24 protein-coding genes are annotated in these 22,043 nt (G+C 70.5%); 14 read left to right on the top strand and 10 right to left on the bottom strand.

Annotation, left to right across the window (positions count from 1 at the left end; translation table 11 throughout):
• The first annotated feature begins 137 nt into the window (after nucleotides 1-137).
• On the top strand, nucleotides 138-584 hold the full coding sequence (locus tag J8J14_RS25155) for a PaaI family thioesterase (protein WP_209381322.1): 447 nt from the start codon (nucleotides 138-140) through the stop codon (nucleotides 582-584).
• 15 nt (nucleotides 585-599) lie between these two features.
• Here J8J14_RS25155 and J8J14_RS20000 read toward each other — a convergent pair whose 3' ends face one another.
• The gene (locus J8J14_RS20000) at nucleotides 600-1,055 is read right to left on the bottom strand and encodes an SRPBCC family protein (protein ID WP_209381323.1); all 456 of its coding nucleotides are present in this window, start codon (nucleotides 1,053-1,055) and stop codon (nucleotides 600-602) included.
• Between the two features lie 126 nt (nucleotides 1,056-1,181).
• On the opposite strand from J8J14_RS20000, the gene J8J14_RS20005 reads away from it, so the two are divergent.
• Complete coding sequence (locus J8J14_RS20005) at nucleotides 1,182-1,916, top strand: transglycosylase SLT domain-containing protein (protein WP_209381324.1); 735 nt, start codon at nucleotides 1,182-1,184, stop codon at nucleotides 1,914-1,916.
• Nucleotides 1,917-1,922: 6 nt separating this feature from the next.
• Here the strand turns inward: J8J14_RS20005 and J8J14_RS20010 are convergent, their stop codons facing one another.
• The 9 genes from J8J14_RS20010 to J8J14_RS20050 form a co-directional block, all read right to left on the bottom strand.
• Nucleotides 1,923-2,486: a DinB family protein gene (locus J8J14_RS20010; RefSeq protein WP_209381325.1), complete on the bottom strand. Its 564-nt coding sequence runs from the start codon at nucleotides 2,484-2,486 to the stop codon at nucleotides 1,923-1,925.
• Between the two features lie 51 nt (nucleotides 2,487-2,537).
• Nucleotides 2,538-3,920: a hypothetical protein gene (locus J8J14_RS20015; RefSeq protein ID WP_209381326.1), complete on the bottom strand. Its 1,383-nt coding sequence runs from the start codon at nucleotides 3,918-3,920 to the stop codon at nucleotides 2,538-2,540.
• Nucleotides 3,911-4,366 (bottom strand): molybdenum cofactor biosynthesis protein MoaE, encoded by a 456-nt coding sequence (locus J8J14_RS20020; RefSeq protein ID WP_245216004.1) that lies wholly within the window; start codon nucleotides 4,364-4,366, stop codon nucleotides 3,911-3,913. The genes J8J14_RS20015 and J8J14_RS20020 overlap by 10 nt, the downstream gene beginning before the upstream one ends.
• A 4-nt stretch (nucleotides 4,367-4,370) precedes the next feature.
• The gene (moaD, locus tag J8J14_RS20025) at nucleotides 4,371-4,622 is read right to left on the bottom strand and encodes a molybdopterin converting factor subunit 1 (protein WP_209381327.1); all 252 of its coding nucleotides are present in this window, start codon (nucleotides 4,620-4,622) and stop codon (nucleotides 4,371-4,373) included.
• Nucleotides 4,623-4,631: 9 nt separating this feature from the next.
• Nucleotides 4,632-5,330, bottom strand: coding sequence for a hypothetical protein (locus J8J14_RS20030; RefSeq protein ID WP_209381328.1), 699 nt, complete (start codon nucleotides 5,328-5,330; stop codon nucleotides 4,632-4,634).
• A 99-nt stretch (nucleotides 5,331-5,429) separates the two neighbouring features.
• Nucleotides 5,430-6,044 (bottom strand): CDP-diacylglycerol--glycerol-3-phosphate 3-phosphatidyltransferase, encoded by a 615-nt coding sequence (gene pgsA / locus J8J14_RS20035; protein ID WP_209381329.1) that lies wholly within the window; start codon nucleotides 6,042-6,044, stop codon nucleotides 5,430-5,432.
• 60 nt (nucleotides 6,045-6,104) lie between these two features.
• Complete coding sequence (uvrC, locus tag J8J14_RS20040; RefSeq protein ID WP_209381330.1) at nucleotides 6,105-8,294, bottom strand: excinuclease ABC subunit UvrC; 2,190 nt, start codon at nucleotides 8,292-8,294, stop codon at nucleotides 6,105-6,107.
• Between the two features lie 322 nt (nucleotides 8,295-8,616).
• A complete protein-coding gene (gene folB / locus J8J14_RS20045) occupies nucleotides 8,617-9,009 on the bottom strand; it encodes a dihydroneopterin aldolase (RefSeq protein ID WP_209381331.1) in 393 nt (130 codons plus the stop codon).
• Entirely contained in the window at nucleotides 9,006-9,782 is a 777-nt protein-coding gene (locus tag J8J14_RS20050) for an SDR family oxidoreductase (RefSeq protein ID WP_209381332.1), read from the bottom strand. The genes folB and J8J14_RS20050 overlap by 4 nt, the downstream gene beginning before the upstream one ends.
• 270 nt (nucleotides 9,783-10,052) lie before the next feature.
• On the opposite strand from J8J14_RS20050, the gene J8J14_RS20055 reads away from it, so the two are divergent.
• The 12 genes from J8J14_RS20055 to J8J14_RS20105 all read left to right on the top strand — a co-directional run bounded on the left by J8J14_RS20055 (nucleotide 10,053) and on the right by J8J14_RS20105 (nucleotide 21,919).
• On the top strand, nucleotides 10,053-10,778 hold the full coding sequence (locus J8J14_RS20055; protein WP_209381333.1) for an SDR family NAD(P)-dependent oxidoreductase: 726 nt from the start codon (nucleotides 10,053-10,055) through the stop codon (nucleotides 10,776-10,778).
• A complete protein-coding gene (locus tag J8J14_RS20060; protein ID WP_209381334.1) occupies nucleotides 10,775-11,467 on the top strand; it encodes an SDR family NAD(P)-dependent oxidoreductase in 693 nt (230 codons plus the stop codon). The genes J8J14_RS20055 and J8J14_RS20060 overlap by 4 nt, the downstream gene beginning before the upstream one ends.
• 292 nt (nucleotides 11,468-11,759) lie before the next feature.
• Complete coding sequence (locus tag J8J14_RS20065) at nucleotides 11,760-12,737, top strand: Bug family tripartite tricarboxylate transporter substrate binding protein (RefSeq protein WP_209381335.1); 978 nt, start codon at nucleotides 11,760-11,762, stop codon at nucleotides 12,735-12,737.
• Between the two features lie 226 nt (nucleotides 12,738-12,963).
• Nucleotides 12,964-14,157, top strand: a complete 1,194-nt coding sequence (gene zapE / locus J8J14_RS20070) for a cell division protein ZapE (protein ID WP_209381336.1) — start codon at nucleotides 12,964-12,966, stop codon at nucleotides 14,155-14,157.
• An 89-nt stretch (nucleotides 14,158-14,246) separates the two neighbouring features.
• On the top strand, nucleotides 14,247-14,816 hold the full coding sequence (locus tag J8J14_RS20075; protein ID WP_209381337.1) for a hypothetical protein: 570 nt from the start codon (nucleotides 14,247-14,249) through the stop codon (nucleotides 14,814-14,816).
• 199 nt (nucleotides 14,817-15,015) lie between these two features.
• Nucleotides 15,016-15,147: a hypothetical protein gene (locus tag J8J14_RS25520; RefSeq protein WP_280842996.1), complete on the top strand. Its 132-nt coding sequence runs from the start codon at nucleotides 15,016-15,018 to the stop codon at nucleotides 15,145-15,147.
• Between the two features lie 194 nt (nucleotides 15,148-15,341).
• Nucleotides 15,342-16,295, top strand: a complete 954-nt coding sequence (mdh, locus tag J8J14_RS20080; RefSeq protein ID WP_209381338.1) for a malate dehydrogenase — start codon at nucleotides 15,342-15,344, stop codon at nucleotides 16,293-16,295.
• Nucleotides 16,296-16,349: 54 nt separating this feature from the next.
• Nucleotides 16,350-17,543 carry an ADP-forming succinate--CoA ligase subunit beta gene (sucC, locus tag J8J14_RS20085; RefSeq protein ID WP_209381339.1) on the top strand — a complete coding sequence of 398 codons (1,194 nt, stop codon included), beginning with the start codon at nucleotides 16,350-16,352 and terminating at the stop codon, nucleotides 17,541-17,543.
• Between the two features lie 2 nt (nucleotides 17,544-17,545).
• Nucleotides 17,546-18,436, top strand: coding sequence for a succinate--CoA ligase subunit alpha (gene sucD / locus J8J14_RS20090; protein ID WP_209381340.1), 891 nt, complete (start codon nucleotides 17,546-17,548; stop codon nucleotides 18,434-18,436).
• A gap of 216 nt (nucleotides 18,437-18,652) precedes the next feature.
• A complete protein-coding gene (gene ahpC / locus J8J14_RS20095; RefSeq protein WP_209381341.1) occupies nucleotides 18,653-19,216 on the top strand; it encodes an alkyl hydroperoxide reductase subunit C in 564 nt (187 codons plus the stop codon).
• A 95-nt stretch (nucleotides 19,217-19,311) separates the two neighbouring features.
• Nucleotides 19,312-20,907, top strand: a complete 1,596-nt coding sequence (gene ahpF / locus J8J14_RS20100) for an alkyl hydroperoxide reductase subunit F (RefSeq protein ID WP_209381342.1) — start codon at nucleotides 19,312-19,314, stop codon at nucleotides 20,905-20,907.
• Nucleotides 20,908-20,968: 61 nt separating this feature from the next.
• The gene (locus J8J14_RS20105) at nucleotides 20,969-21,919 is read left to right on the top strand and encodes a LysR substrate-binding domain-containing protein (RefSeq protein WP_209381343.1); all 951 of its coding nucleotides are present in this window, start codon (nucleotides 20,969-20,971) and stop codon (nucleotides 21,917-21,919) included.
• The last annotated feature ends 124 nt before the right edge of the window (nucleotides 21,920-22,043 follow it).

A 22,043-nucleotide genomic window follows, 5' to 3' on the forward strand; every position in this document is an offset into this window, starting at 1 on the left:
GGCCTGCCTCGCATCGTCGAACGGCTGCGCCACTTCGCCGCACAGACCCGCGACGACACCCTCCAGCCCGCACCCCTCCTCACGCGCCTCGCTCAGGAAGGCTCCACCTTCGCCGAACTCGATGGAAAGGCCGGGGCGTGAGCGCCCCCGCTTTCGACCCGGCCTCCGAGGGCTGGGCGCCCCGCGCGCCGATCGGCTTCACCGGCCATACCGGCCCGCTCTGGTCGCGCCCGGAAGGGGATGAATGGGCCTTCGGCATCCTGGCGGAGCCGCGCCACGCGAATGGCCATGGCATCGTCCATGGCGGGATGCTGATGACGCTGCTGGACAATGCGCTGGGACTGGTCGTCTGGCACGCCACGGGGCTGCGCCCCGCGGTCACGATGCAGCTGAACACCCAGTTCCTGTCCTCCGCCCGCCCCGGCGAGTTCCTGGAGGCCCGGGGCGAGGTGCTGCGGGTCGCTAACTCGGTGGTGTTCGTGCGCGGCATCCTCTCGGTCGGCGACCGGAAGGTGGCCGCCGCTGATGGCGTGTGGAAGGTGCTGGCGGCCAAGCCGGGCGAGCGGAAGCCCGACCCGGCCTGACCCGACGCGCGCCGCCTATCGCGGGGGCGTGCCGCTATGCTCCGGATCGGCGGCGATCTCCCGGCGCGCCTCCTCGACATCCTCCTTCGAGACAACGCCGGGGGTGTGCATGTCGGGGTCGCCGCCCTCGGCGTCCTCGACATGGCTCTTGATGCTGCGCAGCGCGTTGCCGGCATTGGTGGGCCCGTCATCCGGACTCATCTCCTCGGCCGGGGGCTCTGGCTCGTGTTCCTCCTCGTGGAAGGCCAGGGAGAGGTCGGCCACCTCGCCATGCCCGGTGATCACCATCTCCCCGGCCGGGGCGGTGCTCCAGCGGATGGTGCGGGACCCTTGCTCGGCGGAAAGGCCGGGATCGGGAAGCACATCGGCCTCGTGGCGGAGATGGGCGAACCAGTGGCGCGCATTCGCCGGGTCGGACAGCCAGGCGAAGAGGCGGTCCGGGCTGGCGTTGACGGTGATCTTGGCGTGCATGAATCCCTCCGGGTCTGCGGGGCTATCGCGGCGGGGGCGGCCGGGTTTCGCGGCCACGCGGCGCCCCGGCGTTGCTCCCGACCCTTTTTCTTGACCCGGCCGCCCAGGGCGGCGACCGAGCGCCCCATGTTGCGACGCATCGCCGCCCTTCTCCTGCCCGGCCTCCTTGCCCTGCTGCCCGGCATGCCGGCGCGTGCCCAGGGCGGGGGAGGGGACTGGTCCGCCTGCCGCCGCGCCATCGCGGCGGTGGAGCCGGGCTCCAGCGTCCCCGCCGGCCTGCTCGGCGCCATTGCCCTGGTGGAGACCGGCCGCGCCTCCCCGAGCGGGGCTCCCGAGCCCTGGCCCTGGAGCTGGAACGCGGCCGGGGAGAGCGGGACGGCCCCCAGCAAGGCTGCCGCGATCGCCGCCGTGTCGGCGCTCCAGGCGCGGGGCGTGCGCTCCATCGATGTCGGCTGCATGCAGGTGAACCTGATGTACCACCCGGATGCCTTTCCCAACCTGGAAGCCGCCTTCGACCCCGTCGCCAATACCCGCTACGCCGCGCGCTTCCTGACCCAGCTGCGCGGAGGCACGCCCGATTGGGGCACGGCGATCGGGCGGTACCATTCCGGGGAGGCCGAGCGGGGCGCCGCCTATAACCGCCGGGTGGCTCTGGCCCGGCTCGGCGCCGCCTGGGGGCGGGGCGGGGCGGTGCCGCTGCCAGGCATGCGCAGCCTGGCCGGGCTCTGTGCGCCAGGGATGCAGCCCGCCCTACTTATCGGTGGGCCGGCCGAGGCGCGGCGCTTCATGCGCCCGGGCGTGCAGCGCCCGGTCCCGGTGCCGCGCGCCACCAGGCCCCGCATGGCCTGCCTGAAGCGCTGAGCCGGTTCAGCCCGGGCGCCCCCAGACCGTCTCCTCGGTCCAGCCGAGTTCGGCGAACTCGCCGGCGCGCAGCGGTGCCTCCCCGGCCGCGAAGAACTCGTCCAGCTGCGGCGGGGCCACGGGGCTGCCGCTCAGCATGGCATGCGCCTGGCCCCGGTGATGGATCTGGTGCTGGAACAGGTGAAGCAGCAGCCGGTCCATCCGCTCGTGCTGCACGCGTTCCCCGCGATGCACGGCGACGATCCGCTCCAGCCCCGCCGCCTCCATGCCTCGAAGAAGGGCGATCAGCCGCTTGTCCACGGCCGCCTGCGCCGCCTGGAGCGCCGCCGGCGTGGTGCAGGGCTCCGGGTCCGACCATGCGGCAGGGCCGAGCCGGCCGCCCTCCATCGCATCCACGTAGAAATGGTCGATGACGAGGATGTGGTTCAGCGTGGCGCGCAGGCTGGGAAAGAAGCCTGTGCGGCGGCGGGTGAACTCCTCCGGCGCCAGCGCCAGGCAGGCGCTCAGGAGGCGGTGGTTGGCCCAGGCATTGTTGTGGGCCATGGCGCGGTAGGGCAGCAGGGCGTCCATCGCGGTCTCCTGGATCGGGCCGTCACGCGGGCGCGTGGGGCACGGGACCGGTCAATGCGCCCCCGGCGCAGCGTCAGGGCGGCGCGCGGCAGCGAGAATGAAGGCTCCGGCCACCACAATCCAGGCCAGCCGCGCCCCGTAGCGGTCATGCGGCCCGCTCAGCGCCCCGGTGGCGAAGGCATTGGCGAGGATGCCGATGCCGATCCCGAGTGACATGCCCAGCAGCGCCCGGTTGTGCCTCGCCTGCCATGCCAGGAAAGCCAGGGCGAGCGTGCCGAGCAGCAGCACCGGCCCCTGCACCCAGAGCAGGGGCGCGGCCAGCGCAGGCATCACCCCGCGCCATTGCGCCCCGGCCTGGAAGCGCGCCGCCTCCCCTGGCCCGAAGGCCTGAATATGGCCCAGCACGCCCTCGCCGATGTGGCGCCGCTCCAGCGTGTCGCCCACGCGGTTCCGGGTGAGCTGGACCAGCGTGTCCCGCACGGCCTGGAGCGCCACGGTCAGCGGTTCGCGCCCCACCGTTTCCCGGACGATCTCCCGCGCCTCACCCGCAAGGGCGCGGCCGCCAAGGTTGCGGGGCTGGCCGTGCTCGTCGCGATGGATCGGGCTGGCCGGGTCCCAGAGCAGGATGTCGCTTGGCAGCAGGTCGCGGGGGCATTGGCGATAGAGGCAGGCCCGGGGACCGAAGGGTTCGAAAGCCGGTCCCTCGAAGGCGCAGAGAGCCCAGCCGGCCTCGGGGCAGGCCGCCTCGATGGTGCGGAGGCCCGGCCCGTTCGCCACCATCCGCGCCATGAGGAAGGTGGAGCCGTAGGGCGAAAGGGATAGGCGCCCATGGCCGGCGAGGTTGGTGGCCAGGAGCAGCGCCACGGCTCCCGCCAGGGGCACGGCCACGCGTGCCGAGGCGCGCCAGCCGGCCAGCAGCGCCACCACGGCCAGCGCACCCATCATCGGCAGGTGGGAGAGATGCGCTGCCGTGCCGACCGCGCCGAGCAGGCTGAGCCATGCCACCTCCCCCCGGGAGAGGGCGGGGCGGCCGAAGGCCAGGAGAAGCGCGCAGAGAAGCACGGCCGGGGTGAGGACATCCGGCATGACCAGGGCGGCCGTGAAGGGCAGCGCCGTCAGGGCCGAGAGCAGGAGGCAGAGAAGCAGATGCCGCCCGGGCGCGGCCCCGCCCGCGAAGGCGCGCAGCATGAGCCAGAGGAGATGCGAAACCATCACCCCCTGGGCGATCGCCACGGGCCAGAGCGTGGCGTGCCAGTGGAGGAGAAAGGCGAGGGGGCCGTAGATCCAGGGCTTGTCCCAGATCATCAGCGGGCCAAGCGTCTGGTGCAGGAAGGCGCCGGTGTCGCTGAACACCAGCGGGTAGCCCGCCAGGAAGGCCGGCCAGGCGAGCATCAGCCCGCCCGCGAGCACGGAGAGGGGGCCTTTCAGCCCCATTCGCGGCTGCGTGCCTCGTCCTCGTGCCGGGATTCCACCCAGCGCTCGGCGCCGCCGGCGAATTCCTCGCGCTTCCAGAAGGGGGCACCTGTCTTCAGCCAGTCGATCAGGAAAGCGCAGGCTTCCAGCGCGGCCACCCGGTGGCGGCTGGCGGCCAGCACGAGCACGATGCCCTCGCCGGGCAGGATCCGGCCATGGCGGTGGATCACGGTGCAGCCGGTCAGCGGCCATCGCTCGCAGGCCTGTCCGGCGATGCGCGCGATGGAGCGCTCGGTCATGCCGGGGTAGTGCTCCAGCACCAGGGCCTGCAGCCCGTCATCGGCGCGGCAGAGGCCGACAAAGCTGGCGATGCCGCCCACATCGACGCGCCCGGCGGACAGCGCCGCTGTCTCGGCCGCGAGATCGAATGGGGCTTCCTGCACGCGGATGGCCGGGGTCACGCCCAAGGGCTCATCCTCCCGTCACGGGCGGGAAGAAGGCGATCTCGTCCCCCGGCTTCACCGGATGGTCCGGGCCGCAGAAATCCTGGTTCACGGCCATGCGGATCTGGGCCGGGTCGGCGAAGGCCGCCGCGTGGCCGGGGGAGCGCGTGGCGAGCCATCGCATCAGCCCGGCCATGTCGCGCACCTCCTCCGGGGGGGAGACCTGCTCCTCCCCGGTGCCCGTGCGCTGGCGCAGCCAGGCGAAGTAGAGGACCTTCATCGTCCCCCCTTACCGCGGATTGGGCACGACCTGGGTGGTGCCGTCCGGCGCGATCAGGGTGGTGGTGCCGCCCTGGCGTATGGCGGTGCCGGTGCCCACGCCGGGCTGGGTGTAGGTCTGCACGCTGCCGGAGCCGCCGGTGATGATGGCGGGCGGCCCGCCGGGCACCGGCAGCACCGTCCCCTCAAGCCGCGGCTCGGGCGGGGTGGCCGGGGCACCCCGGGGAACGCCGGCGCGGGGAAGCGGCGGCGGGTCCAGTGGCGGCAGGGGCTCGCCGCTGCTCCCGCGGCGGCGCGTGCCCGGGGCCGGGGCGCGCGGGTTAGGAGCGACCTCCGGCGGCAGCGCCGGGCCGGGGCCCTGGCTGTTCGGCGCAAAGCCCTCGGGCGCGCGGCCGCGCTGCTCGCGGGCGCGCTCCAGCCCCTCCGAACGGCTGCGCTCCTGCGGCGGCACGGTCACCGAATCCGGGTTCTGCAGGGTGGCGCGCGGCGCTTCCTGCGCCGGCCAGACATTGCCGGGCTCGGCGGCCAGGGGCGGGACCGTGGTCTCTATGCCCATGACGCGGCGCACCGTCAGGCTGTCCGGCGCGGTCAGCGGGTCGGTCCGGCCAAAGGGCGCCATGTCGATGTCGCCGAAGCAGCCGCCGAGCAGAAGGGCCAGCGGCAGGCTGGCCAGCAGCCCCGCTCTCGAACCCGGGCGAAGGCGGTCCATGGTCGAAGTCCTTTTCCGATCGGCCCGCAGGTCTGCGGGCCTTCCGTGAATGAGGGGTGATTCGCTGTGGTGCAGGATGCGCCCGCAGCCGCCCCGTTGCTACCCGGCGCGGCCGCGCTCGCCGGCGCCTTCCCGGGCCATGTCCTCGGCCGCGGCGTGGCGCATTCCCGCCGTCATGTAGTCCCAGCCCGTCAGCAGGGTGAGGGCGGCGGCGACCCAGAGCCCGGCCTCGCCGAGCCAGGAGACCGGGAGGAAGCCCAGCCCGATGGCCGAGGCGCCGCTGTCTCCGGCGACGATGGTGCCGATGGAGCCCATCTGGAAGCCGGTCTTCCACTTGGCAAGCCGGGTGACCGGCAGGCCGATCTTGATCCCCGCCAGGTATTCCCGGAGGCCGGAGACGAGGATTTCGCGCAGCAGGATGACGATCGCGGGAAGCAGGCCGAAGGGCGAGAGGCGTTCCATCCCGGCCAGCAGCATCAACGCCGCGCCCACCAGGAGCTTATCCGCGATCGGGTCCAGCATCCGCCCGAAGGCGGTCAGCACGCCACGCTCCCGCGCGATCTTGCCATCGAAATAATCGGTGATGGCCGCCGCGGAGAAGACCGCGCAGGCCAGGATGTCGCCCACCGGAGTCCGGAGGAACACCAGGCCCACCAGCAGCGGTATCGCCGCGATGCGGGAGAGCGTCAGAAGGTTCGGCAGGTCGGTGGGCATCCGCGTCTCCTTACGCCATCCCCTAGCCCAGATTGTGGCCGCGGGGAACGCGGGGCAGGATCAACCCTCCACCTCATGGCCCAGGGCATCGGGGGCGGGAAGGGGCGGGGCGGGCTCGGGCTCCGCCGGGGATGGATCGGGAGCCTCGGCCAGGGCGGAGATATCCGGCTTTCCGCGGCGCCCCCCGCGCCCACGCGGCTTCACCGCCTCCACCGGGCCGGTGGTGCCGGGATGGAAGTGCTCATAGACGCGCCTGGCCACGGCCGGGCCGATGCCGGGCGAGTTCTGCAGGTCCTCCAGCGCCGCGTTCCGCACCCCGCGTGCCGAGCCGAAATGGTTCAGCAGGGCGCGCTTGATGGCGGTGCCCACGCCGGGGATCTCATCCAGCTCGCTCCTGACCAGGGACTTGGACCGGCCGGCCCGGTGGGTGGTGATGGCGAAGCGGTGCGCCTCGTCCCGCAGCCGCTGCAGGTAGTAGAGCACGGGGTCGCGCGGCGGCAGCTGGATCGGTTCCTGCCCGGTCCGGTGGAACCATTCGCGGCCCGCATCCCGGTCCGGCCCCTTGGAGACGGCGACGAGCGGCACGTCGTGGATGCCCATCTCCGTCAGGATCTCCCGCGCCGCGTTCAGCTGGCCCACGCCGCCATCGATCAGCACCAGGTCGGGCCAGGTCCCGCTCTCGCGCTCCGGATCCTCCTTCAGGGCGCGGCCGAAGCGGCGCTCGAAAACCTCGCGCATCATGGCGAAGTCATCGCCCCCCGACATGCCGGGGCGGCCACCGGTGGATTTCAGGGCGGTGCGGCCGGCGGCGTCACGGGCCAGGGCGGCCACGTCCTCCTGCGCCAGGGGCTCGGTACCCGTGGCGTCGGCGGGGGCGGCGGCCTTGCGCCCCTTGCCCGGCCCGGCGCCCGCGCCGTCCCCGCGGATGGAGAACTTGCGGTAAGCGTTCTTCAGAAAGCCCGAGGGCCCGGCGACCACCATCACGCCATAGGCGTTGGCGCCCTGGATGTGGGAATTGTCATAGATCTCGATCCGCTCGGGGGTGGAGGGCAGGTCGAAGAGCTTCGCAACCCCCTGCAGCAGCTCGCCCTGGGCCGCGCCCTCGGCCAGCTTCCGCTCCAGCGCCTCCCGCGCATTGGTCTGGGCGTGCTCCACGGCCGAACGCTTGTCGCCGCGCCTGGGGTGGTGGACCTCCACCTTGCGGTCGGCACGAAGGGCCAGGGCCTCGGCCACCAGCGCGGCCTCGGGCAGTTCGTGGGAGACGAGCACCAGGGGCGGCGGCGGCAGGTCGTCATAGAGCTGCCCGAGGAAGGCGGTCAGCACCTCCGCCGGCTCGGCATCCGCCCGCACGCCGGAGAGGAAGAAGGGCCGGTTGCCGTTGTTGCGGCCCCCGCGGAAGAAGAAGACCTGCACGCAGGCCTGGCCGGCCGCCTGGTGCAGCGCCACCACATCGGCGTCGCCGACATTCTCCATGTTGATGCGGTCGCGCCCCTGCACATGGGTCAGGCCGCGGATGCGGTCCCGGATGGCGGCCGCGCGCTCGAATTCCAGCCGCTCGGCGGCTTCCTCCATCTCCTTGGCCAGGCGCTTCTGGATGGAGGGGGTCTCGCCGGAGAGGAACTGCGTCGCCTCCCGCACCAGCTCCGCATAATCCTCCTTCGAGATCCGCTCCACGCAGGGGGCGGAGCAGCGGCGGATCTGGTGCAGCAGGCAGGGGCGGGCGCGGTTGTCGAAGACCGAGTCCCGGCAGGAGCGCAGCAGGAAGACACGCTGGAGCGCCGTGAGGGTCTGGTTCACCGCCCAGGCGCTGGCGAAGGGGCCCCAGTAGGACGCGCCCTTGCGGCGCTCCCCCCGGTGCTTGGTGATCTGCGGGTAAGGATGATCTTCCGTGATCACGAGCCACGGGTAGGACTTGTCGTCGCGCAGGACGATGTTGTAGCGCGGCCGCAGCCGCTTGATCAGGTTGGCCTCCAGCAGCAGGGCCTCGGCCTCGGAGGCGGTTGTGATCACCTCCATGTGCCGGGTTTCGAAGACCATGCGCTTCAGGCGGTCCGGCAGCTTGTGGACCTGGGTATAGGCGTAGACGCGCTTCTTCAGGCTGCGCGCCTTCCCCACGTAGAGCGCGTCTCCCTTGGCATCGAGCATCCGGTACACGCCCGGCGAGAAGGGCAGGGTGGCGAGCGTCCTCTCGATCACCTCGCGCCCCTCCATGGGGGGCAGGGGAGTGGTCTGCTCGTTCGAGAAGGCCATCAGGCTTGTTTCCGCTGGGTTTCCTGGCCACCCCTGGGGTTGTCCCCGGAAGCTGTGGATAAGCTTGTGGATGGAGGCGTGGGATTCATCGCTCGGGTCAGGCAGATCAGGGGTCCCGACGCGCCTGCCCGAATCTTGTGCAACATATGTAAGTATTTGATCTTCTAACTTTTAGGGCTAATTTTCGCATTCACGCTTCGTTCACATTGACCGGTTCGGCGGAATTCGCCAGCGCCGCTGACCTTCCGTTTCTGCCTTGGGATGAGTTTCGCTCACGAATCGGTGAGTTCGATGACAAAGACGTTTTCGTGACGATACGGCGTCACCTGCATCTCTCTACGCTGACACCGACGGCGCCGACATCCGGCATGATGTCCGGCTTCTCCACCGTGACCCTCGCGGCCTGAACCCGGCCGTCCTCGAGGCAGGCCAGGGCGATCCGCTCCGCCAGCGTCTCTGCCAGGCGGGTATGGCCCTGGGTCGCAACTCTGCGGGCGCGCTCGGCCATGGCCGCATAGTCCACCACCCGCTCCAGCCGGTCCGGCCCGACGCCGGAGGGGGCAGATTCGTCGGTCACCAGCAGTTCCAGCCCGATCACCACGCGCTGGGGCGCTGCCTCCTCCTTCGGATAGACGCCGAGCCGGGCCTGGACCGTAAGGTCGCGCACGAAGACCCGGCGCAGACCGCGCAGGGCGTCCGGCACATAGGCATTCATTCTTCCGGCCCCCCATGGCCGCGGGCGGAGGACCACTGAAGATGCTGGCCCCCATCGAGGGCGATCATCTGCCCCGTCATGGCCGGGAGGGAAAGGATGGCCATCACACCCCGGGCGATCTCCTCCGGGCTGGAGCCATGGCCGAGGGGGGTGCTCTCGCACTGGGCGCGGAACTGCGCCTCGGTCTGGCGTGTGCTGGCGATGGTGGGGCCGGGCCCGATCCCGTTCACCCGGATGCGCGGCGCGAGCGCGAGGGCCATGGACTGGGTCAGGGCCCAGAGGGCTGCCTTGGAGACGGTGTAGCTGACGAAATGCGGGGTGAGGGAGAGCACGCGCTGGTCCAGCAGGTTCACCACCGCGCCCTCCGCCTCATCGGGCAGGGCCAGGGCCAGGGCCTGGGTCAGCACGAAAGGCGCGCGGAGGTTGGGCTCGATGTGCCGGTCCCAGCTCTCGCGGGTGGCACTGTCCCACTCGTCCCGCTCGAAACGGGAGGCGTTGTTCACCAGCACCCCGATGGGGCCGAGCCTGGCGGTGGCGTCGGGGATCAGCGACTCCACCTCCTCCTCCCGCGACAGGTCAGCCCGCAGCAAGGTCGCGCGCCGGCCCATGGCTCGGATGGCGGCGGCGGTCTCCTCGGCCTCGTCCTTGCTATCATGGTGGTGGATGGCAAGGTCGAACCCCGCCTCGGCCAGGGCGAGGGCAATGGAGCGCCCGATGCGCTTCGCGCCGCCGGTGACGAGCGCGGCGCGGGGGATCTTGGGAGGAACGGCCATCCGGCTTGGTTAGATGGGACCGGATCGCGGGTCCAGGGCGGGGGAGCGCATCGCGGCTTCCGGGATTCCTGCCTGCTCCGCAAGGAAGTCGAGCACCGTGCCAGCCATGCGCTCCTGGTCGGAGCCGATCGCGGCGTCGAGTCGCGGTTGGCGGGTGGTGCACGGCTTCACCTGCGCGCGCGACGGGTCCCCTCATGCACCTCCCGGCTCTCGGCTTGACGCGGGCGGCCGCTGCACCCTCCATCCCTGCCGATCGTCGAGGAGGGGTGTATGGTCGGAATCGCGCAGACCGGGCTTGCGGGGAAGCGAGCACTGGTGACGGGCCATCGGGGCGGCATCGGCGCGGCCATCGTCGCGGTTCTGCAAGCCTCGGGCGCCGTGGTGGAGGGGCTGGACCGGCCGGAGCATGACCTGCTCGACATCGCCTCCATCGCGCCGGCGGTGGAGGCAGCCGCCGGCCGCATGGGGGGGATCGACCTGCTGGTGAACAATGCCGGCGACACCATGATCGGCACGCTGCTGGACACGCCGCTGGACGAGGCCGAGCGGATCATGCGGGTGAACTGGCTGGCGCCCTTCGCGGTGATGCAGGCGGCGCTGCCGCATCTGCTGCGCCAGGGCGGGGCGGTGGTGAACATCGCCTCCGACCAGGCACTGATCGGCAAGCCTGCCAGCGCGGCCTATGGCGCCTCCAAGGCCGCGCTGGCGCAGATGACGCGCTCGGCGGCGCTGGATTTCGCCGCCAGGGGCGTGCGCTTCAACGCCATCGCGCCGGGCAGCACCGACACCGCCATGCTCCGCGCGGTGATCGCGGACCTGGCTGCGCGCGATCCCTCCAGGCCGGCTTCCGAGGCCGCCTATACGGAGGCCGTGCCGCAGCGCCGATTCGCGCATCCGCGCGAGATCGCGGCGGTGGTGGCCTTCCTGCTCTCGGAGCATGCGAGCTTCGTCACCGGCATCGTCATGCCCGTGGATGGCGGGACGACGGCGGCGTGAGCGCGGTTCTCGTCACCGGCGGCACGCGCGGGATCGGGCTGGCCTGCGCGCGGCTGCTGGCGGGGCAGGGCGTGCCGGTGATCGCGGCGGCGCGGCGCGCGGCGGAACCCTTGCCCGCGGGCGTGCGCTTCATCCCCTGCGACGTGGCCGACCCCTCATCGGTGCGCGCGCTGTTCGCCCAGGCCGGGCCGTTGCGCGCGGCCATCCTGGCGGCGGGCGCCGCGGGCGGCGACCCGCCCGAGCCGGATGAGGAGCATTGGCGCCGGATCGTCGCCTCCAACCTGGACGGCGCATGGCGTTGCGCCGAAGGGGCGGCGGCGGTGCTGCCGGATGGTGAGGGCCGGATCCTGTTCCTCTCCTCCGTGCTCGGGCTGCGGGCTGTGCCGGACCAGGTTGCCTATTCCGCGGCCAAGCACGGGGTGATCGGGCTGATGCGGGCGCTGGCCCTGCGCCTGGCGCCGCGCGGGATCGCCGTGAATGCCCTCTGCCCGGGATGGGTGGAGACCGACATGGCGCGTGCCCGCTGGAAGGAGCTGGGCATGACGAGAGAGGAGGCCGCGGCCGGCACCCCAACGCGCCGCATCACCGCGCCGGAGGAGGTTGCGGCCATGGCCGCCTATCTCCTCTCCCCCGCCGCCGCGAACATCACCGGGCAGGCCATCGCGCTGGATGGGGGCGCTGGCGTCTAGAGTTGAAGATCCGCCAACGCCGGGCGGAGGCCTCGCGCGTCACCCGGGGGGGGCCGTCGAGGGGCTGAGATACGGATCGCCGGAAGGCGGCCGACAGTGCAAGGCCCAGACATTTCTTCATGTCGAGCATCCCGTTTCGTGCCGATCGCAAAATGCCGGTCGGAGCCTGATCGGAACAGTCGGCCCATGCGGATCGCGGCCATAGGGAGGGCAGGGCGTACCGGAAGGAGATGCTTGCCATTCCCGCGGCTCGCGCCAAGCTTCGGACCAGCACATGCCAGGACGAAACCCGATGCCACTGTCGCGCCGTTCCCTCGCGCTCGGCCTGGTGGCCGGCGCCGCCACCCCGGCCCTTGCCCAGGCCCCGGCCGGCTGGCCGGACCGGCCGCTGCGCCTCATCCTGCCCTATACGCCCGGCGGTGGTACGGATGCGGTGGCGCGTGCGCTGGGCGCACGCCTCCATCAGGCGTTGGGCCAGCCGGTCGTGGTGGAGAACCGGCCCGGCGCCGGCGGCAATCTGGCGACGGAGCTGGTGGCGCAGGCGCGGCCGGATGGCACCACCCTGCTGATGGGCAACCAGGGCCCGATCACGGTGAACCCCACGCTGTTCGGGCGGAACCTGAAGGTGAATCCGCAGACCGCGCTCGACCCCGTGGCCATGGTGGCCGAGACGCCGCTGGTCCTTGTCGCCGGTCCCGCGACCCAGGCATCCAGCCTCGCGGCCCTGATCGAGGAACTCCGGGCGAAGAAAGGGCAGATGGCCTACGCCTCCCCGGGAAATGGCGCGGCGGGGCACCTGGCCATGGCGTTGCTGCTGCAGCAGGCCGGGGTCGAGGCGACGCATGTTCCCTTCCGCGGCGCCGCGCCGGGGCTGACCGATGTGGCGGCGGGGCATATCCCGGCCATGATCAGCACCCTGCCTTCCGTGGCCGGGCTGGTGTCGGGCGGCGCGCTCCGCGCGCTGGCGGTGACGAGCGACAAGCGCATCGAATCCTTGCCCGGGGTGCCCAGCGTGGCTGAGACGCTGCCGGGCTACCGGGTGACGGCCTGGTACGGGATCCTCCTGCCCGCCGGTACGCCGGAACCCATTCGTGCCCGGCTGGAGGACGCCATCCTGGCGAGCCTCTCCACGCCGGAACTGGTTGCGAGCCTCGGGCGGGAAGGGGCGGTGCCCTACCCCATGCGGGGCGAGGAATTCGGCCGCTTCATCGCGGCGGAAACCGCCCGCTGGGCGCCGGTGATCCGCGCCGCGGGCATCACCGCGGACTAGGCGTGAAGCAGGCCTGTCCGGGCCGGTTGAATCGGAGCGCAAGCCCTTTCCGGCTTGCCGGCCCGGCTTGCTGCTCGTGGAACCTCCGCGAAATCCGTGAGCGCGCTCAAGCGTTTGCAGGGCGTTGGTAAAGCTGGCGCTGAAGACATTTCTGCCACACGGTGACTGAGATAACACGTTTCGCGAAGTTGCGAGCGGCCTCGAAACCGGGCTAGACCCGCCGGCGATGGACGGCACCACGACCGCACCAGCCCGCACGAGCCCCGCTTCGCCGGATGTCTCCCAGGGCCCGCTTCCCCTCTACCGCGCCCGTGTGGCGGCCGGTGGCCTGCGCGCGGACCCGGCCCAGGAGCATGCGGCGGAGACGCTGCAGGATCTCTGGCGGCGCCTGCGCGGCTATGAACCAAGCCCCCATGCGCCGAAGGATGAGCCGGGCGGCCTGCTCTCCCGCTTCTTCCGCCGCAAGCCGGTGGAGGAGCAGCCGGACGGCCCGCCGCTCGGCCTCTATCTCGTCGGCGAGGTCGGGCGGGGCAAGTCCATGCTCATGGACCTGTTCTTCGAGACGGCCGACGTGCCGCGCAAGCGGCGCGAGCATTTCCACGCCTTCATGCAGAAATGCCACCGGCGGATCCATGAGTATCGCCGCGCGCATGGCGATGCGTCGGACCCGATCCCGCCGCTGGCCGACAGCATCGTGGCAGAGGCGGCGTTGCTCTGCTTCGATGAGTTCCAGGTGCATGACATCACCGATGCCATGATCCTGGGCCGCCTCTTTGAGGCGCTTTTCGCGCGTGGCGTGGTGGTGGTGGCAACCTCCAACACCGCGCCCGCCGACCTGTTCAAGGGCAAGCCAGGGCGCGACGCCTTCCTGCCCTTCATCGCCATGATCCAGAAGCGGCTGGAGGTGCTGCACCTCCAGGCGCTGCAGGATTACCGGCGCGACCGCATCCGGGGGCTGCCGACCTGGCATTCCCCGGTGGATGCCCGTGCCGAACGCGCGCTCGACGCGGCCTTTCTCGAGCTCTCGGGCGTTGCCCATGGCACGCCCTGCTCGCTGACGGTGCTCGGCCGGAAGGTCGAGGTGCCGCAGGCGCATCGCGGGGTGGCCCGTGCCGATTTCGAGGCGCTGTGCGGCGCCTTCCTCGGCGCGGCCGACTTCCTTGCGATCGCCACCCACTTCCACACGCTCGTGCTGGACGGCGTGCCGCGGCTGGGGCCGGAGAATTTCGACCGGGCCCGCCGCTTCGTGACGCTCATCGACACGCTCTACGAGCATCGTTGCAAGCTGGTCGTCTCGGCCGAGGCCGAGCCCGACCAGCTTTACGAGAGAGGTGAGGGGGCGGCGATATTCCAGCGCACCGCCTCGCGCCTCATGGAAATGCAGAGCCAGGATTACCTGGCCCTGCCGCATCTGACGTGACGTAGCCCGGCACCGGAGTGCCTGGCGCTGGCCTGAGGGGGCAGGGCGCGAGGCGGGGATCCGGGGCTGGTTCCTGGGGGAGATTAGACATGCTGCGTTCCATCCTGCGTTCGGGGGCCCTTGCGGCCGCCACGATCCTGGCGCTTGCCGCCGCCCATCCGGCGGACGCCGCCAGCAGCCGCCGCGCCGAGGCGCGCTCCTCGGGCAAGGCGGCCCGCGTCGCCGCGCCGGCACGGGCCAGCGCCCGCAAGCCGGTGGCGGTTGCGGAGCGTGCGGGCCGCGCCACGGTCCGGACCGCCGCGCGCGGTTCCGCCCGGCAGGTGACGGCGGCCCGCACGGGCCGACTGCAGGCCCGCTCCGCCGGCCGGCGCGAGGCGGCCCGTTCCGCGACTCGCCAGCAGCTGGCGATGGAGTCCGGGCGCCCCGGCCTGCGCCGGGTGAGCCTGTTCTCCGCCCCGGCGGCCGCGGCCACCGTTTCGGCGCGCGGCGGCAAGGCGGGCAAGCCTGCCCGTTCCGCCAGCCGCTCCGAGGGACGTTCCGCCGGCGTGTGGCATGCGGGCCTTCCGATGCCGGACGGCGAGCAGATGGACTGCCCGGCCGGCACCATGGCCGTGCTGGCCCGTGGCCATTCCGACACCTTCCGCTGCATGCCGATGTGAGGACCGGAGGGGGCGCCCCGCCTGGCGCCCCCGCCCGATCCGGACCCAGCCCCGGAGGCCCGAAAGCGGCCTCCGGGGCTTTTCTTTGCCTGTGGCGCGGCGCATGCGGGCCGCGCATTGCGGGATTCCGTACCCTCCGCCCGATTGCGGGTTGTTTTGGTTTGTGAAATTAGTCCCGGATCCCAAGGGAAATACCAGAATGGCGCAACCGCCGACCAGGACCACCGAAACGATGATGGCGGAGCTGGTCCATCACATGGCTGAACTGGTCAAGGCGCAGGCCGAGACGAACCGCCTGCTGCAGGAGCTTCTGAAGGCCTCCGGCAAGTAGCCCAGGCCAGAGCCCCGGGCTTCCCGCGCGCGAGGGGGAGGGTGCGGGGACCGCCCCGGCAACGCGCGCGGATCCCGTGCCGGAGGGGCCCCCGCCTTGCCGGGTCCGCCAACCCCGGCTAATCCACGGCGCGTCCAATTCGCAGTTGCCGCATCCGGCACCGCCACCGCGTCCCCCTTGGCAAGGACTCCCCCATGGCCCGCAACAAGATCGCCCTTATCGGCGCCGGCAATATCGGCGGCACGCTCGCCCACCTGATCGGCCTGAAGGAGCTCGGCGACGTCGTGCTCTTTGACGTCTTCGGGGGCGTGGCCGCCGGCAAGGCGCTGGACATCATGCAGTCCAGCCCCGTCGACGGCTTCGACAGCGCCATGTCCGGCGGTGCCGACTACGCCGCCATCGAAGGCGCCGACGTCATCATCGTCACCGCCGGCTTCCCGCGCATGCCCGGCATGAGCCGCGACGACCTGCTCACGAAGAATGCCGGGGTGATGGGCCAGGTGGCCGAGGGCATCAAGACGTATGCCCCGGATGCCTTCGTGATCTGCATCACCAATCCGCTCGACGTGATGGTGTGGGCGCTCCAGCAGAAGTCCGGCCTGCCCGCGCACAAGGTCGTCGGAATGGCCGGCGTGCTGGACAGCGCGCGCTTCCGCCTCTTCCTCGCCCAGGAGTTCAACGTCTCGGTCGAGGACGTGACGGCCTTCGTGCTGGGTGGCCATGGCGACACGATGGTGCCGCTGACCCGCTACTCCACCGTCGCGGGCATCCCGGTGCCGGACCTCATCAAGATGGGCTGGACGACGCAGGAGAAGATCGACGCGATCGTGCACCGCACCGCCAATGGCGGCGGCGAGATCGTGAAGCTGCTGGAGAAGGGCTCCGCCTTCTACGCCCCGGCCGCCTCCGCCGTCGCGATGGCCGAGAGCTACCTGAAGGACAAGAAGCGCGTCCTGCCCTGCGCGGTGATGCTGAACGGCGAGTACGGGCTGCGTGACTTCTATGTCGGCGTGCCCGTGGTGATCGGCGCCGGCGGCGTGGAGCGGATCGTCGAGGTGGAGTTCACCGCCGAGGAGAAGGCCGCCTTCGACAAGTCCTGCGAGGCGGTGAAGAAGCTCGTCGAGGACTTCAAGGGCCTCGGCGTCTGAGAAGCGGGCCGGGGGAGACCCCGGCCCTTTCCGAATCAGGAAAGCGGTGACCGCATGAACATCCACGAATACCAGGGCAAGGAGCTGCTGAAGCGCTACGGCGTTGCAGTGCTCGACGGCTATGTGGCGAAGACCCCCGAGGAGGCCGAGGCGGCGGCGAAGAAGCTGCCCGGGCCCGTGGTGGTGGTGAAGAGCCAGATCCACGCGGGTGGCCGCGGCGCCGGCCGCTTCACGGACGATCCGAACGGCAAGGGCGGCGTGCGCGTCGTCAAGCCCGAGGCGGCCAGGGAGGCGGCGGAGGCCATGCTTGGCCACACGCTGGTGACGAAGCAGACCGGGCCCGAGGGCAAGGTCGTGAACCAGGTTTATGTGGAGGCCGGCTGCGACATCAAGCGCGAGCTGTACCTCTCCATCCTGCTGGACCGCGAGACCAGCCGCGTGACCGTCATGGCGTCCACCGAGGGCGGCATGGAGATCGAGGAGGTGGCCGAGAACCACCCCGAGAAGATCCTGAAGGTGGCCATCGACCCGGCCTCCGGCCTCTATCCCTGGGCCGCGCGCAAGCTCGCCTTCGGGCTTGGCCTTGAGGGCAAGCAGGTCGGCACCTTCGTGAAGTTCGTCACCGCGATGTACGAGGCCTACACGGCGCTCGACATGGCGATCGTCGAGATCAACCCGCTGGTCGTGACCGGCGCGGGCGAGATCGTGGCGCTCGACGCCAAGGTGTCTTTCGACGACAACGCGCTGTTCCGCCACAAGGACCTTGAGGCGCTCCGTGACGACACGGAGATGGACCCGAAGGAGCTGGACGCGGTCAAGAACGACCTGAACTATGTCGCGCTGGACGGCGAGATCGGGTGCATGGTGAACGGCGCGGGGCTCGCGATGGCCACCATGGACATCATCAAGCTCTATGGTTCCTCGCCCGCGAACTTCCTCGATGTGGGCGGCACGGCGAATGCCGCGCGCGTGACAGAGGCGTTCCGGATCATCACCTCGGACACCAACGTCAAGGCGATCCTGGTGAACATCTTCGGCGGCATCGCCAAGTGCGACATGATCGCCGAGGGCATTGTGGCGGCGAGCAAGAATCTCTCGCTGTCCGTGCCGCTGGTCGTTCGCCTCGAGGGCACGAATGTCGAGCTGGGCAAGAAGATCCTGGCCGAGTCCGGCCTGGCGATCATCCCCGCCGACAACCTGGCCGACGCCGCCCAGAAGGTCGTCGCCGCCGTGAAGAAGGCTGCCTGATCATGGCCATTCTCGTCGACAAGCACACGAAGGTCATGACCCAGGGCTTTACCGGGTCCCAGGGCACCTTCCATGCCGAGCAGGGCATCGCCTACGGCACCAACTATGTGGGTGGCGTGACGCCGGGCAAGGGCGGCCAGACCCATATCGGCCTTCCCGTCTTCGACACGGTGGCCGAGTGCGTCGAGGCGACCGGGGCCGATGCCTCCGTCATCTACGTGCCGCCGCCCTTCGCGGCCGACTCCATCCTGGAGGCGATCGCCGCCGAGATCCCGCTGGTGATCTGCATCACCGAGGGCATCCCGGTGCTGGACATGGTGAAGGTCAAGCGCGCCCTCTCCGGCAGCAAGTCCCGCCTGATCGGGCCGAACTGCCCGGGCGTGATCACGCCGGAAGCCTGCAAGATCGGCATCATGCCCGGCCACATCCACAAGCGTGGCTCGGTCGGCATCGTGTCCCGTTCGGGCACGCTGACCTATGAGGCGGTGGCGCAGACCACGGCGGCCGGCCTCGGCCAGTCCACCTGCGTCGGCATCGGCGGCGACCCGGTGAAGGGCACGGACTTCCAGGAAGTGCTGGAGATGTTCCTGGCGGACCCCGAGACGAAGCAGATCGTCATGATCGGCGAGATCGGCGGCCAGTCCGAGATCATCGCCGCCGAGTTCCTGGGCCGCGAGAACAAGCCGGGCAGCAAGAACTACAAGCCCGTGGTCGGCTTCATCGCCGGCGCCACGGCCCCTCCGGGCCGCCGCATGGGCCATGCCGGCGCCGTCATCTCCGGCGGCAAGGACACGGCCGAGGCGAAGATGGACGCCATGCGCTCCGCGGGCATTTTCGTGGCGGACAGCCCGGCCGCCCTTGGTTCGACCATGGTGAAGGCCATCGCGGGCTGATCCGCCTTCCGCGGAAGGGATGAGAACGGCGCCGGGGGAAGCCCCGGCGCCGTTTTCGCATTCAGGCACCTTGGGGGCATATTTCCATCGAATGAAATGATAGTTTTGGTCTATCAAACTTGGAAAACTTATCTATTTGGCATTCATGCTGCGCCGCACTATTTTCCCGTTCGCGAAGCCGCGCGGTCGCCCGCGGCTCACCGAACAGGAGCTCGCATGTCTCTCGTCAACACCAAGATCAAGCCGTTCAAGGCGCAGGCCTACAAGCAGGGCAAGTTCATCGAGGTGACCGAGAACGACGTTCTCGGCAGCTGGGCCGTGTTCTTCTTCTACCCGGCCGACTTCACCTTCGTCTGCCCGACCGAGCTGGGCGACGTGGCCGACCACTACGAGACGCTGCGGAAGATGGACGTCGAGGTCTACTCCGTCTCGACCGACACGCATTTCGTGCACAAGGCCTGGCACGATGCCTCCGAGACGATCGGCAAGATCCAGTACACGATGCTGGCCGACCCGACCCACGAGATCAGCAAGAACTTCGAGGTTCTGCGTGAGGGCCAGGGCCTGGCCGACCGCGGCACCTTCATCGTGGACCCCGAGGGCGTGATCCAGGCTGTCGAGATCACCGCCGAGGGCATTGGCCGCAACGCCGAGGACCTGATTCGCAAGATCAAGGCTGCCCAGTACGTTGCCGCCCATCCGGGTGAGGTCTGCCCGGCCAAGTGGCAGGAGGGTGAGAAGACCCTCGCCCCGTCCCTGGACCTCGTCGGCAAGATCTGAGGCTGACGGGCCGCCGCCTGCTCTCCCCCGTGGGCAGGCGGCACGCCTTCCTGACTTCCCCTCGCCCCCCCGAACACGAAGCCGGAGCACCTTACGTGCTGGATGCAAACCTGAAGACTCAGCTCAAGGCCTATCTGGAGCGCGTGGTCCGTCGCATCCAGATCACGGCCTCGGTGAATGACAGCCCGAAGTCGAAGGAGATGCTGGAGCTGCTGCATGACGTGCAGTCCGTCTCCAGCAGGATTTCCGTCGTGGAAAGCCGCGACGATGGCGAGCGCGCCCCCTCCTTCGCGCTGACCAGCCCGGGGCATGACATCAGCCTGCGCTTCGCGGGCCTGCCCATGGGGCATGAATTCACCTCGCTCGTCCTGGCGCTGCTGCAGGTGGGCGGCCATCCGCCGAAGCTTGAGCAGGCCATCATCGACCAGGTGCGCGAACTCGATGGCGAGTTCACCTTCGAGACCTATTTCTCCCAGTCCTGCCAGAACTGCCCCGAGGTGGTGCAGGCGCTGAACCTGATGGCGGTGCTGAACCCGGGCATCAAGCACGTCGCCATCGACGGCGCCGTCTTCCAGCAGGAGGTCGATGCGCGGCAGGTGATGTCCGTGCCGACCATCTACCTGAACGGCCAGGTCTTCGGCCAGGGCCGCATGGGCGTCGAGGAGATCGTCGCCAGGCTCGACACCGGCGCCGCCGCGCGCGAGGCGAAGAAGCTTTCCGCCGAGGCGCCCTTCGATGTGCTGATCGTCGGCGGTGGCCCCGCCGGCGCGGCCGCTGCCGTCTATGCCGCGCGCAAGGGGATCCGCACGGGTGTCGCGGCGGAGCGCTTCGGCGGCCAGGTGCTGGACACCATGGGCATCGAGAACTTCATCTCCGTCCCGCACACTGAGGGGCCGAAGCTGGCCCAGGCCCTTGAGACGCATGTGCGCGAGAACGAGGTGAAGATCATGAACCTCCAGCGTGCCGAGGAACTGAATGCCGAGCACGGCATGCTCACGGTGCGGATGGAGGGCGGCGCCACGCTGCGCGCGAAGAGCGTCATCCTGTCCACCGGTGCGCGCTGGCGGCAGATGGGCGTTCCGGGCGAGGAGATCTACCGCAACAAGGGCGTGGCCTATTGCCCGCATTGCGACGGCCCCCTCTTCAAGGGCAAGGACGTGGCGGTGATCGGCGGCGGCAATTCCGGCGTCGAGGCGGCGATCGACCTTGCCGGCATCGTGCGCCATGTCACGCTGATCGAGTTCGACACCAAGCTGCGCGCCGACGAGGTCCTGCAGCGCAAGCTGCGCAGCCTGCCCAATGTGAAGATCCTCGTCTCGGCCCGCACGACCGAGGTGAAGGGCGACGGGCAGAAGGTGACCGGCCTGGTGTATGAGGACCGCGTGAGCGGTGAGCATCACACGATCCGGCTCGAAGGCATCTTCGTGCAGATCGGCCTGCTGCCGAACACGGAATGGCTGAAGGGCACGCTGGATCTCTCCCCGCGCGGCGAGATCGTGGTGGATGCGCATGGCCAGACCTCGCTGCCCGGCGTCTTCGCGGCGGGCGACTGCACCACCACGCCCTACAAGCAGATCATCATCGCGGCGGGCGAGGGGGCGAAGGCGGCGCTTTCGGCCTTTGACCACCTGATCCGCAGCTCCGCCCCCTCGGCGGCGGAGGCCGTGGTGCTGGAAGCGCAGGCCGCCTGATCGCGGCCCTCGCACCCGCCCTCCGCCGGATGCCGGGGGAGGGCGGGGCCAGGCACGGCGCATGAACCTCCGCGAACTGCAATATCTCGTCGCCCTGGCGGACCATCGGAATTTCCGGCGGGCGGCCGAGGCTTGTCTCGTCAGCCAGCCCACCCTCTCCACCCAGATCCGCAAGCTGGAGGAGGAGCTGGGCGTGGCGCTGTTCGAGCGCGCCCCGCGCCGGGTGATGCTGACCCCGGCGGGGCAGGATGCCGTGGCCCGGGCCCGCCGCATCCTGGCGGAGATGGAGGGCATGCGGGAGGCGGCGCGCCGCCTTTCCCGGCCCGAGGCGGGCACGGCGCGGCTGGGCGTGTTCCCCACCATCGGCCCCTATCTGCTGCCCGAGGTGATGCCGCAGGTTCGCGCGCGCTTCCCGCAGCTGCAGCTCCTCCTGACGGAGGAGAAAAGCGACCAGCTTCTGACCCGCCTGCGCGAGGGGCGGCTGGATGCCGCCATCCTCGCCATGCCGGTGCATGATCCCGCCCTGCATGGCGAACCCTTGTTCAAGGAACCCTTCCTGCTGGCCGTGCCCCGGCAGCATGCGCTGGCGACACGGAAGAGCCTGCGGATGGAGGAGCTGTCCCGCTACAGCCTCATGCTGCTGGAGGACGGGCACTGCCTGCGTGACCAGGCGCTGGAGGTCTGCCAGCTTTCCGGTGCGCAGGAAGGGTCCGAGTTCCGCGCCACCAGCCTGGAGACGCTGCGCCAGATGGTGCTGGCCGGGCTGGGGGTTACCTTGATGCCGGCCCTCGCCGCCCGGGGCATGGCCCCCTATGCCGACAGGCTGCATCTGCTCCGCTTCGAGGATAGCCAGCCAAGCCGGCAGATCGGCCTGTTCTGGCGCAGGACCTCCGCGATGGGCCCCCTTCTTTCCCGGCTGGCCGAGGTGCTGCGGAGCGTCCCGCCCGGGCTGCTGGATCCGGAGGGCGAGGACGAGGCTGGCTCCCGCGCGGCACTGCCCGCGGCGGAATAGGCGCGGGGCGGGGGCAAGGCTGCCCTGCGGGCGATGTGTGTTGCGCCGCAGCACGCCTTCTGCCAGCTTGCCCGGGTGAACCGGATCCTTCTTTCGCTGCGCAAGACGCGGCCCTGAACCGCCG

The sequence above is a fragment of the Pararoseomonas baculiformis genome (assembly GCF_017813395.1).
In the GTDB taxonomy this organism is placed as follows: Bacteria; Pseudomonadota; Alphaproteobacteria; order Acetobacterales; family Acetobacteraceae; genus Roseomonas; species Roseomonas baculiformis.

Coding starts and splice junctions, on each gene's coding strand:
- J8J14_RS20075 (WP_209381337.1), top strand. CDS start 14,247: ATGCTGCGTTCCATCCTGCGTTCGGGGGCCCTTGCGGCCGCCACGATC.
- J8J14_RS20055 (WP_209381333.1), top strand. CDS start 10,053: ATGGTCGGAATCGCGCAGACCGGGCTTGCGGGGAAGCGAGCACTGGTG.
- J8J14_RS20000 (WP_209381323.1), bottom strand. CDS start 1,055: ATGCACGCCAAGATCACCGTCAACGCCAGCCCGGACCGCCTCTTCGCC.
- J8J14_RS20105 (WP_209381343.1), top strand. CDS start 20,969: ATGAACCTCCGCGAACTGCAATATCTCGTCGCCCTGGCGGACCATCGG.
- moaD (WP_209381327.1), bottom strand. CDS start 4,622: ATGAAGGTCCTCTACTTCGCCTGGCTGCGCCAGCGCACGGGCACCGGG.
- sucC (WP_209381339.1), top strand. CDS start 16,350: ATGAACATCCACGAATACCAGGGCAAGGAGCTGCTGAAGCGCTACGGC.
- J8J14_RS20005 (WP_209381324.1), top strand. CDS start 1,182: ATGTTGCGACGCATCGCCGCCCTTCTCCTGCCCGGCCTCCTTGCCCTG.
- mdh (WP_209381338.1), top strand. CDS start 15,342: ATGGCCCGCAACAAGATCGCCCTTATCGGCGCCGGCAATATCGGCGGC.
- J8J14_RS20015 (WP_209381326.1), bottom strand. CDS start 3,920: ATGGGGCTGAAAGGCCCCCTCTCCGTGCTCGCGGGCGGGCTGATGCTC.
- J8J14_RS20050 (WP_209381332.1), bottom strand. CDS start 9,782: ATGGCCGTTCCTCCCAAGATCCCCCGCGCCGCGCTCGTCACCGGCGGC.
- J8J14_RS20030 (WP_209381328.1), bottom strand. CDS start 5,330: ATGGACCGCCTTCGCCCGGGTTCGAGAGCGGGGCTGCTGGCCAGCCTG.
- J8J14_RS25520 (WP_280842996.1), top strand. CDS start 15,016: ATGGCGCAACCGCCGACCAGGACCACCGAAACGATGATGGCGGAGCTG.
- pgsA (WP_209381329.1), bottom strand. CDS start 6,044: ATGCCCACCGACCTGCCGAACCTTCTGACGCTCTCCCGCATCGCGGCG.
- zapE (WP_209381336.1), top strand. CDS start 12,964: ATGGACGGCACCACGACCGCACCAGCCCGCACGAGCCCCGCTTCGCCG.
- uvrC (WP_209381330.1), bottom strand. CDS start 8,294: ATGGCCTTCTCGAACGAGCAGACCACTCCCCTGCCCCCCATGGAGGGG.
- folB (WP_209381331.1), bottom strand. CDS start 9,009: ATGAATGCCTATGTGCCGGACGCCCTGCGCGGTCTGCGCCGGGTCTTC.
- J8J14_RS20010 (WP_209381325.1), bottom strand. CDS start 2,486: ATGGACGCCCTGCTGCCCTACCGCGCCATGGCCCACAACAATGCCTGG.
- J8J14_RS20065 (WP_209381335.1), top strand. CDS start 11,760: ATGCCACTGTCGCGCCGTTCCCTCGCGCTCGGCCTGGTGGCCGGCGCC.
- ahpC (WP_209381341.1), top strand. CDS start 18,653: ATGTCTCTCGTCAACACCAAGATCAAGCCGTTCAAGGCGCAGGCCTAC.
- sucD (WP_209381340.1), top strand. CDS start 17,546: ATGGCCATTCTCGTCGACAAGCACACGAAGGTCATGACCCAGGGCTTT.